Raw genomic sequence first — 15,940 nt, forward strand, 5'->3', positions numbered from 1 at the left:
CCGTGTTCCTGACCGGCCTGGTGCTCGCCGCGGGGGCATCGGTGCGGCTCGGCGAGGCGAAGCAACTGCTGCCGTACCGGGGGCGGACACTGCTCGACGCCACCCTCGACCTGGCTCGCTCGTGCGGCTTCGACCAGTTGCTCGTCACCCTCGGCGGCGCGGCGGGCGAGGTGCGCGACCGGGTCGACCTCACCGGCTGCCAGGTCGTCGAGAACCCGGAGTTCAGCAGCGGTTGCGGGTCCTCGGTCAGCACCGCCGCACGGGCTGTGGACCCGCGCGCCGACGCGCTCGTGCTGCTCCTCGGCGACCAGCCCGGCGTCCGCGCCGCCGACGTCCGCCGGGTCGCCACGGCCGCCACCCCGCTTGCCGTCTGCCGGTACGTCGACGGGTTGGGCCATCCGTTCCGCTTCGCCCGCGAGGTCATTCCCGAGCTGTACGACCTGCACGGCGACAAGGCCGTGTGGAAGCTACTGCACTCCGGCCGCCACCCGGTGACCGAGGTGCCCGTCGACGGGCCGGTGCCGATCGACGTGGACACCCGCGCGGACTACGAGCGCCTGCTGGCGGGCGAGGCATGAAGGACGCGCTGACCGTCCGGCACCGCCTCGACGCCGTCGACTACCTGGTCGACGACGGCATGGCGATGGCCCTCTTCCTGGCGTTGCGGCTCGGTCGGCCGCTGCTGCTGGAGGGCGAGCCGGGCGTCGGCAAGACCGCCGCCGCGAAGGCGCTGGCCAGGGCGTTGGAGACGCCGCTGATCCGGTTGCAGTGCTACGAGGGGCTGACCGCCGGTGAGGCGCTCTACGAGTGGAACTACCAGCGACAACTGCTGGCGATCCGGCTCGCCGAGGCACAGCACGCCCGACTCACCGACGCGGACCTGTTCAGCGCCGAATACCTCCAGGAACGGCCGATCCTGCGGGCCTTACGCCACCGGGGGCCGGTCCCTCCGGTGCTGCTGATCGACGAGATCGACCGCGCCGACGACGAGTTCGAGGCGCTGCTGTTCGAGTTCCTCGGCGAGGCCGGCATCACCATCCCCGAACTCGGTACGTTCACCGCCCGCACGCCGCCGGTCGTGGTGCTCACCTCCAACCGGAGCCGCGAGCTGCACGACGCGCTGCGCCGCCGCTGCCTCTACCACTGGATCGAATTCCCCGAACCGGCCCGCGCCGTGGAGATCGTCCGCCGGGCGGTGCCGGGTGCCACCGAACCGCTGATCCGTGCGGCCGTCCAGTTCGTCGGCGACGTACGCGGCCGGGAGTTGGAGAAGGCGCCCGGGATGGCCGAGGCCATCGACTGGGTGGCCGCGCTGTCCGTGCTCGGTGCCGCCGACCTGGCCGCCGACGACGTCGCGCACACCATCGGCACCATCGCCAAGACCCCCGACGACCGCGCAGTGGTCGCCGCCGCGCTCGGCGCCTACCAGGAGAGCCAACCATGAAGATCACCAACGAGTTCACTGTCGCCGTTCCGATCGACAGGGCGTGGGCGGTGCTCACCGACCTGGCGGGGATCGCGCCCTGCCTGCCGGGCGCACAGTTGACAGGCGTCGACGGTGAGGTCTACCGGGGCAAGGTGAAGGTCAAGGTAGGGCCTGTCATCTCGGAGTTCGCGGGCACCGCGCAGTTCGTCGAGAAGGACGACGCCGCGTACCGCGGGGTGATCGACGCCAAGGGCCGCGACGCCCGGTCGACCGGGAACGCGTCCGCGCTTGTCACCGCCCGACTCCGGCCCGACGGCGACCGTACGCTGGTGAGCGTCGACACCGACCTGAAGATCTCGGGGAAGCTGGCCCAGTTCGGCAGCGGCATGATCAAGGAGGTGTCGGGCAAACTGCTGGCCCAGTTCGTCGCCAACCTGGAGGCGAAGCTGGCAGCCGAGCAGACGACGCCGACCGCCGTAGCGGCACCGGCAGCCGCGGACGAGCCGACCGTCTCAGCGCCGCAGACCGTCTCAGCTCCGCCGACCGTCGCTGAAGTGCGGGGCGCCGGAGGCGACGCCGCGGCCGTACCGGCGGCGCGAAGCGGGGACGATCCCGCCGCGTCCGCCCCCATCGCGCCGGAGGCACCCGAACTGTCCCCGGCCGCGTCCGCCACTGCGGTCGACACCACCCCCGCCACGGCCGCCGTCGCGCCCTCCCCGATCGACCCGTCCCCGATCGCGCCGTCGCCGATCGAGCCGACAGCGATCACCGCGTCCCCGATCACCGAGGCTCCCGCCGAGCCGTCGCCGCTCGCCGACCCGTCGGCCGGCGAGCCGTCCCCCGCCGACCCGTCGACGGACGAGCGGGCCGTCATGGGGCACCCCACCCCCGGGCCGGCACAGGGCAGGCCGTCGGCCGTCGACGGGCGCACCGCGCCGGCTGCCGAACCGGAGGCGCTCGACCTGCTCAGCCTCGCGGGCGGATCGATCACCAAGCGACTCGTACCCGCTGTCGTCGGTCTCGTCGCGGTCGGCGCGGTGATCGCCTGGCTCGTCGCGCGGCGGTGAGCCCCGGCCTGCTGCGCGGGGTCGACCGCGCGGCGTTCGCCGTAGCGTTCGCGGGCCGGCTGCGGCACGCCGGCGTTGCGGCAGGACTCACCGAGGTCGACGACTTCGTCCGGGCTCTCGATGCCAGCCCGCCCGGGGACATGTCCACGCTCTACTGGACCGCCCGGGTCAGCCTGGTCCGGCGGCACGCGGACCTGACAGCATTCGACAGCGTCTTCGCGGCGGTCTTCGAGGACGCTCCGCCGCTGCCACCACCGGACCGGTCCGCGACGCCTGCGGGAGACCGCGACGACGTCCACGTGCCGGTGCCGACGAGCACCGCCGACGACGGGCCTGGCGGTGGCCTGCCGTGGGCGACGCTGCCGCCCGCCGTCGCCGACGCGCCGGAGTCGGACAGCGCGCTGCGGCTGCCCGAGCGGCGACCCAGCGCCCTCGCCGGGCTCGCCGAGAGGCCGTTCGACGACTTGAACGCCGCACAGGTCACGATGCTCGGTGAGGCGCTGCGTGAAGCCATCGTCGGCTGGCCGACCCGGCGCACGAGACGGCACGCCGTCAGCGCGGCAGGGGGGCGCATCGCGCTACGGGCCACCATCAACAGGGCTCGCCGGACCGGGTGGGAGCCCGTCGAGGTCGTCCGCGAACGGGCGGTACGGCGACCCCGTCGGGTCGTGCTGCTCTGCGACGTCAGTGAGTCGATGCGGGCGCAGGCCACCGCGTACCTGCATCTGATGCGGGCTTTCGCGGTGGTCGCCGAGGCGGAGGTGTTCGCGTTCGCGACGACGCTGACCCGGCTCACTGTGGTGCTGCGGCACAGCTCGGCGGCCGAGGCGGTCGCGCAGGCAAGCGTGGCCGTGACCGACCGGTACGGCGGCACCCGCATCGCCACGAACCTGCGCGCCCTGCTCACCAGCCAGCGGGCGGACGTCGTTCGCGGGGCCGTTGTGGTGATCGGCTCGGACGGCTGGGACAGCGACCCGCCCGACGAACTCGCCGCCGTGATGGCCCGGCTGCGCCGCCGCGCGTACCGGATCGTCTGGTTGAATCCCCGGGCCGGCGCGCCCGGGTTCGCTCCCCGGACGGCGGGCATGGCCGCGGCGCTGCCCTACTGCGATCGGATGCTGCCGGCCGGTACGTTCCAGGATTTGCTCGTCGTCGCCCGTCAGCTCCAGAGTGTCACGTGCACCGACGGCTTGAAGTGGCCCACGCTGACACCCGCGCCGCGCATCATCGCCTGAATCGCCCGGGGTGTCGACGAGAACCGCGACAGTTCGGCGGCGGCCGACATCGGACCGGGGCTGGTGAGCACCTGCGAATACCAGACCGCCTCGACCGTCGCGTGTGTCCCCATCACCAGGTTGAGCTGACCGTCGCGCACGTCGGGCGCGACGGTGAAAGCGAGCGCCGGTGCGACGCCCCTGCCCCGTTTGGCCTCCCCCAGCGCCGCAGCGTGACTCTGGAAGATCTGCTGCCGGTCGTCGGGCACAGCCAGCCGACGCAGCAGCGCCGGAACCGCGCCCAGGTCGGTGGCAGCCGACGGGCCGAGCAGCCAGGTCTGCTCCCGCAACTGCCCCGGGGACGCCGATACACCGGCCAGCGGATGGTCCGGGCCGACGACAAGCACCAGCCGGTAGTTCATCACCGGCCGGCAGGTGATGGCGTCGTCGACGACAAGCGGCCGTGGCCCGACAGCGATGTCCACGGCCCGGGTCAGCAACAGTGACTCGAATGTGCCCGGGTCGCGCACACTCAACTCGACGTCGAGGTCGGCGGCCCGCTTCGCGAACAACTCGATGAGCCCCGGCGCGGCGAACTCGGCGAACAGGTTGGACGCCGCCACCCGCAACAGCCGACGGCCGCGCTTCGCGGCGCTCACCTCGAGCATCGTGCGGTCCTGAAGGCCCAGCAGCTCCGCCGCGCGGCTGGCCAGCCGGAGCCCGCCCGGCGTGAACGCCAGCCCCGCCGCCGTCTTGGTGAACAGCTTGTCGCCAAACTCCTTGCGCAACTGCGCGACGTGCAGGGAGACGGCCGACTCGGAGACCTCCAACTCGGCGGCGGCCTGCTTGACGGACCCCAGCCGGACCACGGCGACGTACGCGCGCAGCTGCGTCGGGGTCATCGCCGCACCCACCTCCCCGCCATGCGTGGTTCGGCTCTCCGTCGAGACGAACCACGATCATGCCCGCTGAGGCGTCCCACCGCCACCCTGCGTCACCGGGCCGTCGTAACGTTCGGGCCTGGTGGCAGGGTGACACCGGCAGCGGCGGTTGGAGGTCACTACGCCGAGCCGCCGGTGTTCCGGATCATCTGTCGGAGCACCTTGAGGGTCGTTACGTAGTCCGCGTCATCGATGCCCTCGTGGATGCGGGCCCGGACGGCCGGCGCGTGCAGCGCGAGAGTGACGCGAGCCTCTTCCCCCGCTTCGGTGATCCGCAGCCTTCCCTCGTCGTCACGGACCAGCCACCCGCGCTCCAGCAGAACCTCCGCTTCGGCGTCCAGATCGTCTTCGGCCCGGAGATACGAGCTCATCGCCTGGCGGAGTTCGGCGATGGTCATCCCGCCGCCCTGCGGCAGAAGGTCGTTCGCGGAGAGGTTGCGCAGCAGCCAGAACTGGGGCTGCGTGAAGCCGTGCTCGGCGTGCCGGGCACGGGTGAAGGCGATGAGAGCTTCGTAGGCGACGCCTGTCCAGTAGGCGGCAGGTTGGCGCGCGAGCTCGACGTCGGACAACTGCTGCATCGTCATGAGATGCGCCTCCCGCGGTGATCGGTCACGACGAACGTAGAACCTCAACCAGGGTTCAGCTCAAGCGCATGGCAGCGGGGTGCGGCCCCGGAGCGGGTGGGGGCACTATCGTTCTGGCGTGCACATTCGTTTCGACGTCCCAGCCGATCCCGCGTACCCGGGCCGCGTGGCCGCCGCGCTGAGCGGTGTCCGGCTGCGCCGGTTCAGCTATATCGGCGCAGTGCTGGTGGCGGTCGGGGTGATCGCTTTCGTCGTCTCGCGGGGCTTCGCCGGGGGCGACCGGTTCTCGTCGCTGTACCTGACGCTTGTCGTGGCTGGCGTGCTGTCGATGCTGTACGCGCCGTGGGTGCGCTGGCGCGCCCGACGCCGCTCCGGTCGCTACGCCGTCGAGGGCGCCTACGACATCACCGACGACAACATCATGATGCGCAGCGGCTCGGAGTCCGGCGGCATCGCCTGGGACGGGGTCACCGAGGTGACGGACACCCCGGAGTTCTGGATCGTGTACGTCGACAGGATGCCGGCGACGGTGATCCCCCGCCGTCTGATGACCGCCGATGACGACGAGACGTTGCGGGCCTTCATGACCGACCGTGGGCTGCTCCAGCCCCGCTGAGACGCTGAGCGGCTTCAGCGAGGGGTACGACGTCGACGAAGCGCCCAGACGCCCCCGACGATCGCCACCGCTGTCGGAACGAGGCAGCAGAGGGACAGGAGGACCAGATGCCACGGCTTGATTGCTCCCATGGCGGAGAGAGTAGGCGTCCCCGCCAATCGCGGCTGACCCGGCAGGGCGAGGCTCAGGGGTTCGCGGGCGCTCCGAATGGGCTTGCCGGCGCGGATGCGCCGGTCTAACGTCGTGGGGCACCTCCCGGTGCGCAGGCAACGGCTACTTCCTCTCTCAAAGGGGAGACGTGGGTTCGAATCCCACCGCCACTTCGGGTGGTGTCGACCAGCGGCCCAGGTCACCTTGGCCCGCAAGGGCCGGTCGCCGTCGCCGCTTCGATCTCGGGAGGCGCGCTCACGCCGCACGGCCGGTGCGACGGACACGGCTACTTCTGGTAAAGGCCCGGTAAGGGCCCGCGGTTCGAACCCGCAAAACCGTGTCCACACTTGATCTCGGACGTGCGGTGTGACCACTTTTGTCAATCACAAGATCGCAAACTCCGTTGCCCGGCTGCCGCCGCCACGGCTACGGTCGTGACCGCACCTCCCGGTGCGCAACAACTGTCACCTCCGGAGGGTTTCAGGCCCCGACGAAGCAGTGACAGACCTCGATTTCGGGGAGCGCGACCACGCCACACACCCGGTGCGCAGGCAACGGTTACTTCGGATCCGCAGATGGGGGTTCGACTCCCCCGACACCTTCTGGTGGATGGTTCAACGGACAGAACGGCGGACTTGTCCGTGGCCGACTCTGATCTCGGGTGTGTGGTGCGGTGGCGCTCCCCGGCCGACTGACGTGGGGGACGTCATGGCCAAGTTCAACCTCAAACCGCGCCGCCTCCGGTCGGTGACCGCCGAGGGTGCGCCCGCGTTCACCCGTGAGCCGCGCCTCGAACTGTTCCTACTCGGTGTGTCGAACATGGTCGGCGAGGACACCTTCTACGAGGGCGCCACTGATCGGGACGCCCGTTTCCGGAACCTCGTCGCCACCGTCGCCGTCGCCGATGTCGACTGGTTCGCCCGCTTCGTACCGTGGCTGCGGACCGGCGCGATGATGCGCTCGGCGTCCGTGGTGGCGGCCCTGGAGGGCGCCCGGGCCCAGGTCGCCGCAGGTGTGCCGGGTTCGCGGGCGGTCGTGGACGCCGCGTTGCAGCGTGCGGACGAGCCGGGCGAGGCTCTGGCGTACTGGCTGGCCCGCCACGGCCGGACCCTGTCCAAGCCGGTGAAGCGGGGCATCGCCGACGCGGCGGTGCGGCTGTACACCGAGCGGAGCCTGCTCAAGTACGACTCCGTCGGAAACCCGGTGCGGTTCGGCGACGTCATCGACCTGACCCACCCCACGGCGAGGGACGAGCGGCAGGGCGACCTGTTCCGGCACGCGCTGGACCGCCGGCACGGGCGGGACAATCCGCTGCCGGCGTCGCTCGGGATGCTGGCGGCGCGGCACGCGCTCATGGCGCTGCCTGTCGAGCAGCGCAGGGAGGTCACCGATCCGACGGTGCTGGGCGCGGCCGGTATGACGTGGGAAGCCCTGGCCGGGTGGCGACAGAGCGCGCTGGACGACGCGGCGTGGGAGTCGATCATCCCGAACATGGGCTACCTGGCGCTGCTGCGAAACCTGCGCAACTTCGACCAGGCCGGCGTCAGTGACGCTGTCGCGCAGACGGTGGCGGCCAGGCTCGCCGACCCGGGCCAGGTCGCCGGCTCACGGGTGCTGCCGATGCGTTTCCTGTCGGCGTTCAACGCCGCGCCGAGCCTGCGGTGGGCGTACCCGCTGGAGACCGCGTTGCAGCACGCCCTGGTGAACGTGCCGGCCCTGGACGGACGGACCCTGATCCTCATCGACACGTCCGGTTCGATGCAGAGTCCGTTCAGCAAGGACGGCACGCTGCGCTTCTGGGACGCCGCCACGGTGTTCGGCCTCGCGTTGGCCGCACGGGCGCAGGCTGCCACTGTGGTGTCGTTCTCCAATGCCAGCCGGGTGTTCCCGTCGGTGGCGGGTGAGTCGGTGCTGGCGGCGGTGCGCCGGTTCAAGGACGACGGCTACTTCCTCGGCATGGGGACGGAGACCGAGAATGCGGTACGGGAGCACTACGACCGGCATGACCGGGTGGTCATCCTCACCGACGAGCAGGCTCACTGGCACGGCAGGGCGGACGTCGCGGCGGCGGTGCCCGCACAGGTGCCCGTGTACACGTGGAACCTGGCCGGATACCGGGCCGGGCACACGCCGACCGTCGACAACCGGCACACCTTCGGAGGCCTGTCCGACGCCGCGTTCGCGATGATCCCGCTCATCGAGGCCGGGTCCCGCGACCAGTGGCCCTTCTGACCGGCGGGGTGCCGATACCTCGCCGGTCAGGCCGCCGGTCACGGCCTCCGGTCGTCGGGCATCAGGTCGCCTCGGGCCGCCACCACGGTTCGAGCAGGACCGGGTCGGCGACGTAGCTGCTGACCTGCGTACGCTCCGGCTCGGTCAACGTGAGCTCGCGCAGCCGGGCTCCCCATTCGGGCACCCGATCGGTCTTGCCCAGCGCGACTGACAGTTCGATCAGCCCGGCGAGCGCCTTCGCCTGTTCGACCACCGGCGCGTCCTCGGCCCGCCGTCGCATCCCCGAGTCCAGCGCCCGGTAGGCCGCCCGGTCGTCCATCTTGAACTCGCGCAGGATCCGCGCGTTGTCGAGCACTCGGGTCAGCCCTTGCAACTCCTTCGACCCGCCGTACTCCAGATCCTGCGGCTCGTCGCGCTGGATGAAGACGATGGAGTTTCCCGACGGGTCGAAGATGGTGAACCGCGACGCGCCGGCACGGTAGCGGGTCATCCGGGGCAGGCCCTTGACCAGCACCTTGCCGTACGTGCGACGCATCGCCTCGGTGAACGCCGCGTGGTACGGCGCGACCTCGTCCACCATCACGAGGCAGCCGCCGGTGGTCTCCTTCGTCGGGTCCAGGTCCTTCGGCGCGGAGCCGTAGTGCAGTTGGAACCCACTCCAGGCGAAGGCCAGGTACACGTACGGTCTGGTCTGCTCGTAGGTCACGTCGAAGCCGAGCGCGCGCCAGAACGCCAGTGTCGCCTCCGGTGACACGCAGTGCAGCAGCGGCACTGTGGTCTCGTTGGGCTGGACGCGTTCCTCGATGGTCGTCATGCCACTTCCGATCCCGTAGACAGGCCGGCCATTGTGCCAGCGCCGACGAGGCGTCGCGCGCCTTTCGTCTCCTACCTAGGGAGGAGGCGGCGCTCCGACCGCCGGCCGCAGGCGGGGCTCCCGGTCGGACGCGGGCGACCAGCCCAGCCAGAAGCATCTACAGGCATGAGATTCGAACTTCGTCGGGCGGCGCACTGGCACCGCCCACTCATGCTCCTCGTCGCCTCGATGGCGGCGCTCGCCGTCGTCTGCGCGGTCGGCATCGTCGTCGACTCGCGGGTCCTCACCGGCTCGCCGATCTGGCTCAAGCCGTTCAAGTTCGCGGTGTCGTTCGTGCTGTACGGGACGACGCTTGCCTGGATGCTCTCCCTGCTGCCGCGCCGGATCCGGGTCGCGGAGCGGGCGGCAACGGTCATCGTCGCGATGGCGGTGATCGAGACAGCGCTGATCGTCGTGCAGGTGGCACGGGGTACGACGAGCCACTTCAACGGCACCACCCCATTGAACGGGATCATCTTCGCGGCGATGGGCGCGTCGATCATGGTGCTGTTCGTCGCGCACGTCATCATCGGGATCGTGGTGCTGATACGACGGATTCCGGACCGGGTCGCCGCGACTGCCATCAGTTGGGGGCTCGGCCTGTCGCTGCTGGGCATGCTGGTGGCGGTGCCGATGACGCTATCCGTCCAGGACCCGGGGATCGAGGGGATCAGCGGCGCGCACAGCGTGGGCGTGCCCGACGGCGGTGCGGGCCTGCCGCTGGTCGGCTGGAGCACCACCGGGGGCGACCTGCGGATCGGGCACTTCGTGGGCCTGCACGCCCTGCAGGCGCTGCCGATCCTGGCCATCCTGCTGAGCCGGTTCCTCGGCAGGCGGCTGGACGAACGGACCCGTGCCCGGCTGCTGGTCGTCGCGGGCGCGGCGTACGGCGTACTCACGTTGCTGTTGACCTGGCAGGCCCTGCGCGGGCAGCCGCTGCTGCGCCCGGACGCCCTCACGCTGGCCGCCGTGGCCGCCCTGGTGGTCGCGACCGCTACCGCCGCCGGCCGGGTGCTGGCGCGCGGACGCCGCACGGAATTGACGTTGGCCGCATGACCGCGACGCTGTTCACAGTGACGTTCGCGGTGGCCGCGCCGTTCTGGGCGCTGATGATCGTGCTGCCGCGCTGGTCGTGGACCGCCCGGATCATCGGCTCGCCGCTGATCGTGCTGCCGGTCGTGGTGATCTACGGGCTGCTGGTGATCCCGGCGCTCGGGGAGGTGCTGCCGGCCGTGGCCGCACCGACAGTGGACGGGATACGCGACCTGCTGGGCACCAACGACGGCGCGGCGGCGGCCTGGGCACACATGATCGCGTTCGATCTGTTCGTGGGTCGCTGGGCGTGGCTGGACAGCCGGGAACGGGGGGTGCCGGCGCTGGTCATGGCTCCGGTGCTGGTGCTGACCATCCTGCTCGGGCCGCTCGGCCTGGCCGCCTACCTGGGCGTGCGGACCCGCTGGCCGGACCCTCGTGCCGCCGCACCACAGCACCTAGGCTGATCCGGTGACGTGGGAGCGGCGACTGTTCGACGCGCGGGACACGCTCGTGCGGATGGTGCTGCTCAACCTCAGCGGGGTGGGCTACCTGGTCTTCGGCACGCAGGCCGGTCACCCGCCGACGAGGACACAGTGGATCCTCGCGGTGGCCGCGTTCACGGTCGGCCTGCTGCTGCACCGTCGGCCGGTGCTCAACCTGGCGGCGCAGGCCGCGCTGCTGGCGGTCGCCATCTGCCTGGTCGACGACATCATGATCAACCAGGTGGGCGCGAGTTGGGCGCTGCTCGAGGTCACCATGCGGGCACGCCGATCCCGCACCATCTGGTTGGCCGCCGTGGCGCTGGCCGCTGTCGACCTGACCGACTCGATCGGCGACCCGTTCGACAGAGTGGCCTCCGGCGTCGTCGGGCTGGCCCTGGAGGTCGGCGTGCCGGTGCTCCTCGGGCTTGTCATCCGCACCAACAGGGAGCTCAGCCGGCAGGCGGTGGAGCGGGCGGCGGAGGAGCAGCGCCGGCACGAGTCGGAGAGCCGGGCGGCGCGCGCCGACGAGCGCAGCGCCATCGCCCGCGAACTGCACGACGTCGTCGCGCACCACGTGGCGTCGATGGTGCTGCGCGTCGGCGTGGCCCGGCACGTGCTCACCGACCTGGACCCCCGGGTGGAGGAGGTGTTCGACGACGTGCACGGCACGGGCACCGCGGCCCTGTCGGAGCTGCGCCGGCTGGTCGCGGTGCTGCGCGATCCCGACGGGGTACGCGGTGACGCGGCGCTTACCGCTATCGACCCGTCGGCGCTCCCGGCGGCGCTCGGCGCGACAGTGGACCGGGCCCGTCGGGCGGGCATCACCGTGCAGGCCGACATCGACCCTGCCGTCGGCGCGCTCGACGCGGTGCGGGGCCTGGCGGTGCTGCGGCTGACCCAGGAGGCGCTCACCAACGTGGCCCGCCACGCTGGCCCGGCCGCGCTGGCCCACCTGACGGTCGCCGTCCGGGACGGCACAGTGCACTGGGAGGTCACCGACGACGGCCACGGCGGCGGGCGCGGGCTGGTGCCGGCCAGCGGTGAGCGCGGCGGCCGGCCGCCGGTGGTGCCTGGCGGCGGCGGGCACGGCATCACCGGCATGCGGGAGCGCGTCGACGTCCTCGGTGGCCGTCTTGAGGTGGGGGCCACCGAAACGGGGTGGCGGGTACGCGCCGTCCTCCCGCACCTGGCCGACGCATCCGGCGCCCTGACGCTTGCCGGATCGGTGCCCCGGGACCGCGCGACGCCGCACGGGTCGCCCACTCCAGAGCCCTCGCCAGAGCCTTCGTCAGAGCGGGAGCCGGCATGATCCGTGTCCTGCTCGTCGACGACCAGCACCTCATCCGTGCGGGCCTGCGCATGCTGTGCGAGGCGCAGCCCGACATCGAGGTGGTCGGCGAGGCCGACAACGGCCGGGACGCGGTAGCCCTCGCCGCGCGGCTCGTCCCCGACGTCGTCGTCATGGACCTGCGCATGCCGGGCGTCGACGGGATCACCGCTACCACCCGCATCCTCGCCGAACGACCCGCCGCCCGCGTACTGGTGCTGACCACGTTCGGCGACGACGACCACCTCTACCCCGCCCTCACGGCCGGCGCCTGCGGGTTCCTGCTCAAGGACGCACCTCCGACCGAGCTGCTGGACGGCATCCGCCGCGCCGCCACGGGTGACAGCCCGTTCAGCCCGGAGGTGCTGCAACGCCTCGTCCAGCGCGCCGTGCACGCCCGCGTCGGGACGCCGCGACCGGTGCACGGTCTGACCGCCCGCGAGCAGGACGTCCTCGCCCTGGTCGCCGAGGGCCTCACCAACGCCGAGATCGCCGAACGGCTGCACATCGGCGTCACCACGGTCAAGACTCACATCACGAGCCTCATGACCAAGACCGACAGCCCCAATCGGGTACGCCTGGCACTGTTCGCCAGCGGCCGCTGAGGCTCGGCGGCCGACGGATCGCCACGGACGAATGACATGCGTCTCGTGGCGACGACGCCACGCTCCGGGCGTACGGGCGGCGGATTACCGTGGCTGTCGCGTCACGTTGCTCGTCGCCACCGCGCGGGCGGCGGGCGGCGTCCACGAGAGGCGGGGCCTGGGCAGTGACGTCCGAAGGGCGGAGTGACAGTGACGTCCGAGCGGCGGGATCGGCAGTGACGTCGGAGCCGGTCCTCCGAGGTGTCCCGGACGCGGCGACGGCTGGAACGGACGTGCTGGTCACAGTGCGCGGGGGCACGCTGCGCGGCCAGCGAGCGGACGGGCTCACGGTCCTGCGGGGCGTCCGGTACGCCACCGCCGACCGTTTCGCGGCACCCGTGCCGGAGCGGCAGTGGTCGGGGGTCCGTGACGCGCGGGAACACGGTGCCGTGAGCCCTCAACCTCCGGCCCGGGCCACGACAGCCGGCGGCTGGTGCGAGGTGGGCGTGCAGTCGGAGGACTGCCTGAACCTGACCGTCGTCACCCCGGCGGCCGACCGCGCCGCGCGGCCGGTGCTTGTCTGGCTGCACGGTGGCTCGTACCGTTCCGGCGCGGGCTCCTGGGACCGCTACCGCACCGACCGGCTCGCCCGCGAGGGCGACGTGGTCGTGGTGAGCGTCAACTATCGGCTCGGGGCGCTCGGCTACCTGCGGGCGCCGGGCATCTCCCCCGGCAACCTGGGTCTGCTGGACCAGATCGAGGCGCTGCGCTGGGTCCGCGACAACGCGGCCGACCTGGGCGGCGACCCGGAGAACGTGACACTTGTGGGGCAGTCGTCGGGCGCCCACTCGGTCGCCTGCCTGCTCGGGGTGGCGCAGGCCCGACAGCTGTTCCGTCGGGCGGTGTTGCAGAGTCCACCGCTGGGTATCGGGCTGGCCGGCGAGCGCGCGGCCGGCCGGGTCGCCGACCGCTTCCTGGCCCGGCTCGGACGCGACCCACGGGAGGCGCCTCTCGCGGAGATCGTCGCCGCGCAGCAGCTGGCCGAGCGGGACGTGGCCGCGCGCAGCGGATTCGGGCTCGCCCCGGCGTACCAGCCGGTGGCCGGTGTGTCTCCCCTGCCGGACGTGCCGGGTTGGCGGGCCGCCTGGCGCGCGGGCGCTCCCGGCCTTGAGGTGGTGCTCGGCACCACCCACCGCGAGATCGCCTACTTCCTCGCCGGCGGCCCGCTCTCCCGGCACCTGCCGCTTGTGGGCAGGGCCGTGGAGAACGCTGCCATCCGGTTCGCGACCCGCTCGGTCTTCACCCGGCCCACCCTGCGGTTCGGCAGGCAGTTGGCGCAGGCGGGCGCGCGGGTCTTCGCGTACCGCATCGACGGGCCCACCCCGACCTCGCCGTACTACGCCTGCCACTGCAGCGACCTTCCGCTGCTCTTCGGCGACGAGGCCGACTGGGCGCAGGCGCCGATGCTCGCCGGGCAGACCTGGGCCGAGGTGGCCGCACGTGGTGGCCCACTGCGCGCGGCCTGGCTGGCGTTCGCCGCCGGCGGCGCGCAGGCGTTGACAGCGCGGGGTTGGCCGCAGTACGAGGGGCGGGCCGGGCGTATCCAGCGCTTCGGGTAACGCCGAGCCCTCTAGCGACCGCAGGCGTACCCCTGCATGCCTCGCGGGTTCGCGCCGGCCGCGAGCACACCGGTGGCCGGGTCGCGGCTCACCGCGCAGAGACGACCGAGGCTCCACGCGTCGGAGACCCGCACCTCGTGCCCGTACGCCCGCAGCGCCGCCACCGTCGCGTCGTCGAGCCGGTCCTCCACCACCAGGACGCCGGGTTCCATGTCGCGCGGATAGAACGACTCCGGCAGCCCGACCGTGTGGAACGCTGGCGCGTCGATGGCCTCCTGGAGGGTCTGGCCGCCGACGAGGTGGCGCAGCAGGAACGGCAGCTGCCACTGGTCCTGCTGGTCGCCGCCGGGGGTGCCGCAGGCCAGCACCGGCTGCCCGTCGCGGTGGACCATCGTCGGGCTCAACGTGGTGCGAGGTCGCCGGCCCGGTGCGAGCGACGAGGCGAGACCATCCTCCAGCCAGAACATCTGCAGTCGGGTGCCCAACGGGAAGCCCAGCTCCGGGATCGTCGGCGAACTCTGCAACCAGCCGCCGCTCGGGGTAGCGGAGATCATGTTGCCCCAGCGGTCGACAACGTCCACGTGGCAGGTGTCGCCCCGGGTCACCCCGTCCGACTGCACCGTCGGCTCGCCGGTCGTGGCATCCGACCGGTCCGCGCTCCGGACGGCACCGGCCCGGACGTGCGCCGGCAGGCGGGGCTGCGCCCCGTCGGGGCGCCCCGGCCGCAACTCCCACGATGCCCGGTCGCCGATCAGGGCTGCCCGCTCTCGCGCGTACTCCCGGGAGAGCAGCGCCTTGGCCGGCACGTCCGCGCCGTCGCCGTACCACGCCTCACGGTCGGCGAAGGCGAGCTTGAGCGCCTCGACCTGGGCGTGGATGCCGGCCGCGGTCGCCGGGTCGTACGCGCCGGGGTCGCCGAGGGCGTCGAGGACGGCCAGCGTCTCCAGCAGCACCGGGCCCTGCCCCCAGAAGCTTGTCTTCGCCACCGAGTAGCCGTGCCAGTCGAGGGTCACCGGCTCCTCCCAGGTGGCCGAGTAGGCGGCCATGTCGTCGCCGGTGACGAGTCCGGCGTGAGGGCGCCCGCTGGAATCCTGGAACGGCCTGCGGCTGAACCTGTCGATCTCGTCGGCCACGAACCCCGTACCCCAGGCTCGTCGCGCGGCCTCGATCTGGGCCTCCCGGTCGCCGCCGGCCGCAAGCCCGGCCTGGACCAGTCGCCGCAGGGTCCGCGCGTACGCCGGGTTGGCGAACAGCTCCCCCGCCGTCGGTGGCCGGCCGTCGCGCAGCCAGAGCTGGGCGGACGTCGGCCAGTGCTCCTCGAACAGCGACCGGACGGCCGTCACCGTGTCGACGACCCTGCCCACCAGCGGGTGGCCGGCGTCGGCGTAGTCGATCGCCGGCTCCAACACCTCGGCGAGAGTGAGCGTGCCGTGCTCGCGCAGCAGCAGGAGCCAGGCGTCGACGGCGCCGGGCACGGCCGCCGCGAGTGGACCGGCGCCGGGGATGAGGTCCATCCCGAGGGACCGGAAGTGCGCGATGGTGGCACCTGCCGGCGCCGGACCCTGCCCGCACAGCACCTTCGGGGTCGGGTCCTGGGCGGTGGCCACGATGGCCGGCACCTCGCCGCCGGGTCCGTTGAGGTGCGGTTCCACGACGTGCAGCACGAACCCGGCGGTGACCGCCGCGTCGAAGGCGTTCCCCCCGCGTTCCAGCATTCCCATGGCGGCCTGGCTGGCGAGCCAGTGCGTCGAGGACACCATGCCGAAGGTTCCCCGCAGCGTCGGCCTGGTGGTGAACGTCATGGCAACAC

15 protein-coding genes are annotated in these 15,940 nt (G+C 72.2%); 11 read left to right on the forward strand and 4 right to left on the reverse strand.

Translation table 11 applies throughout. The features are described 5' to 3' along the window. Nucleotides 1-2: 2 nt before the first annotated feature. The 4 genes from F4558_RS12305 to F4558_RS12320 are packed head-to-tail and all read left to right on the forward strand — an operon-like array spanning nt 3 to nt 3,728. Nucleotides 3-578: a nucleotidyltransferase family protein gene (locus tag F4558_RS12305; RefSeq protein WP_053652840.1), complete on the forward strand. Its 576-nt coding sequence runs from the start codon at nt 3-5 to the stop codon at nt 576-578. Further along, nucleotides 575-1,444 carry an AAA family ATPase gene (locus tag F4558_RS12310; RefSeq protein WP_167944083.1) on the forward strand — a complete coding sequence of 290 codons (870 nt, stop codon included), beginning with the start codon at nt 575-577 and terminating at the stop codon, nt 1,442-1,444. The genes F4558_RS12305 and F4558_RS12310 overlap by 4 nt, the downstream gene beginning before the upstream one ends. Further along, entirely contained in the window at nt 1,441-2,493 is a 1,053-nt protein-coding gene (locus F4558_RS12315) for an SRPBCC family protein (protein ID WP_053652842.1), read from the forward strand. Before F4558_RS12310 ends, F4558_RS12315 begins: the two co-directional genes overlap by 4 nt. After that, nucleotides 2,490-3,728 carry a vWA domain-containing protein gene (locus F4558_RS12320; RefSeq protein WP_167944085.1) on the forward strand — a complete coding sequence of 413 codons (1,239 nt, stop codon included), beginning with the start codon at nt 2,490-2,492 and terminating at the stop codon, nt 3,726-3,728. The genes F4558_RS12315 and F4558_RS12320 overlap by 4 nt, the downstream gene beginning before the upstream one ends. Here F4558_RS12320 and F4558_RS12325 read toward each other — a convergent pair. Together F4558_RS12325 and F4558_RS12330 are read right to left on the reverse strand one after the other, a co-directional pair. Continuing rightward, a complete protein-coding gene (locus tag F4558_RS12325) occupies nt 3,653-4,609 on the reverse strand; it encodes a LysR family transcriptional regulator (protein WP_167944087.1) in 957 nt (318 codons plus the stop codon). The two genes, F4558_RS12320 and F4558_RS12325, sit on opposite strands and share 76 nt — an antisense overlap. A gap of 158 nt (nt 4,610-4,767) precedes the next feature. Continuing rightward, the gene (locus F4558_RS12330; protein ID WP_053652844.1) at nt 4,768-5,232 is read right to left on the reverse strand and encodes a winged helix DNA-binding protein; all 465 of its coding nucleotides are present in this window, start codon (nt 5,230-5,232) and stop codon (nt 4,768-4,770) included. Nucleotides 5,233-5,350: 118 nt separating this feature from the next. Between F4558_RS12330 and F4558_RS12335 the strand changes: the two genes are divergently transcribed. Both F4558_RS12335 and F4558_RS12340 read left to right on the forward strand, forming a co-directional pair. Beyond that, nucleotides 5,351-5,848 carry a YcxB family protein gene (locus F4558_RS12335; RefSeq protein ID WP_053652845.1) on the forward strand — a complete coding sequence of 166 codons (498 nt, stop codon included), beginning with the start codon at nt 5,351-5,353 and terminating at the stop codon, nt 5,846-5,848. Nucleotides 5,849-6,706: 858 nt separating this feature from the next. Then, nucleotides 6,707-8,230 carry a TROVE domain-containing protein gene (locus tag F4558_RS12340; protein ID WP_167944089.1) on the forward strand — a complete coding sequence of 508 codons (1,524 nt, stop codon included), beginning with the start codon at nt 6,707-6,709 and terminating at the stop codon, nt 8,228-8,230. A 61-nt stretch (nt 8,231-8,291) separates the two neighbouring features. On the opposite strand, the gene F4558_RS12345 is transcribed toward F4558_RS12340, so the two are convergent. Then, complete coding sequence (locus F4558_RS12345; protein ID WP_053652847.1) at nt 8,292-9,044, reverse strand: DUF8817 family protein; 753 nt, start codon at nt 9,042-9,044, stop codon at nt 8,292-8,294. A 165-nt stretch (nt 9,045-9,209) separates the two neighbouring features. On the opposite strand from F4558_RS12345, the gene F4558_RS12350 reads away from it, so the two are divergent. From F4558_RS12350 to F4558_RS12370, 5 genes are all read left to right on the forward strand, one after another. Then, nucleotides 9,210-10,139 carry a hypothetical protein gene (locus F4558_RS12350; RefSeq protein ID WP_167944091.1) on the forward strand — a complete coding sequence of 310 codons (930 nt, stop codon included), beginning with the start codon at nt 9,210-9,212 and terminating at the stop codon, nt 10,137-10,139. Continuing rightward, nucleotides 10,136-10,582, forward strand: a complete 447-nt coding sequence (locus tag F4558_RS12355; protein ID WP_053652849.1) for an ABA4-like family protein — start codon at nt 10,136-10,138, stop codon at nt 10,580-10,582. Before F4558_RS12350 ends, F4558_RS12355 begins: the two co-directional genes overlap by 4 nt. A 4-nt stretch (nt 10,583-10,586) precedes the next feature. Then, complete coding sequence (locus tag F4558_RS12360; protein ID WP_167944093.1) at nt 10,587-11,909, forward strand: sensor histidine kinase; 1,323 nt, start codon at nt 10,587-10,589, stop codon at nt 11,907-11,909. Further along, on the forward strand, nt 11,906-12,532 hold the full coding sequence (locus F4558_RS12365; protein WP_053652850.1) for a response regulator transcription factor: 627 nt from the start codon (nt 11,906-11,908) through the stop codon (nt 12,530-12,532). The genes F4558_RS12360 and F4558_RS12365 overlap by 4 nt, the downstream gene beginning before the upstream one ends. A gap of 215 nt (nt 12,533-12,747) precedes the next feature. Continuing rightward, complete coding sequence (locus F4558_RS12370) at nt 12,748-14,130, forward strand: carboxylesterase family protein (protein WP_167944095.1); 1,383 nt, start codon at nt 12,748-12,750, stop codon at nt 14,128-14,130. 11 nt (nt 14,131-14,141) lie between these two features. Here the strand turns inward: F4558_RS12370 and F4558_RS12375 are convergent, their stop codons facing one another. Continuing rightward, a complete protein-coding gene (locus tag F4558_RS12375) occupies nt 14,142-15,932 on the reverse strand; it encodes a gamma-glutamyltransferase family protein (protein ID WP_167944097.1) in 1,791 nt (596 codons plus the stop codon). Nucleotides 15,933-15,940 lie beyond the last annotated feature (8 nt).

Source organism: Micromonospora profundi (assembly GCF_011927785.1).
Classification (GTDB): Bacteria; Actinomycetota; Actinomycetes; order Mycobacteriales; family Micromonosporaceae; genus Micromonospora; species Micromonospora profundi.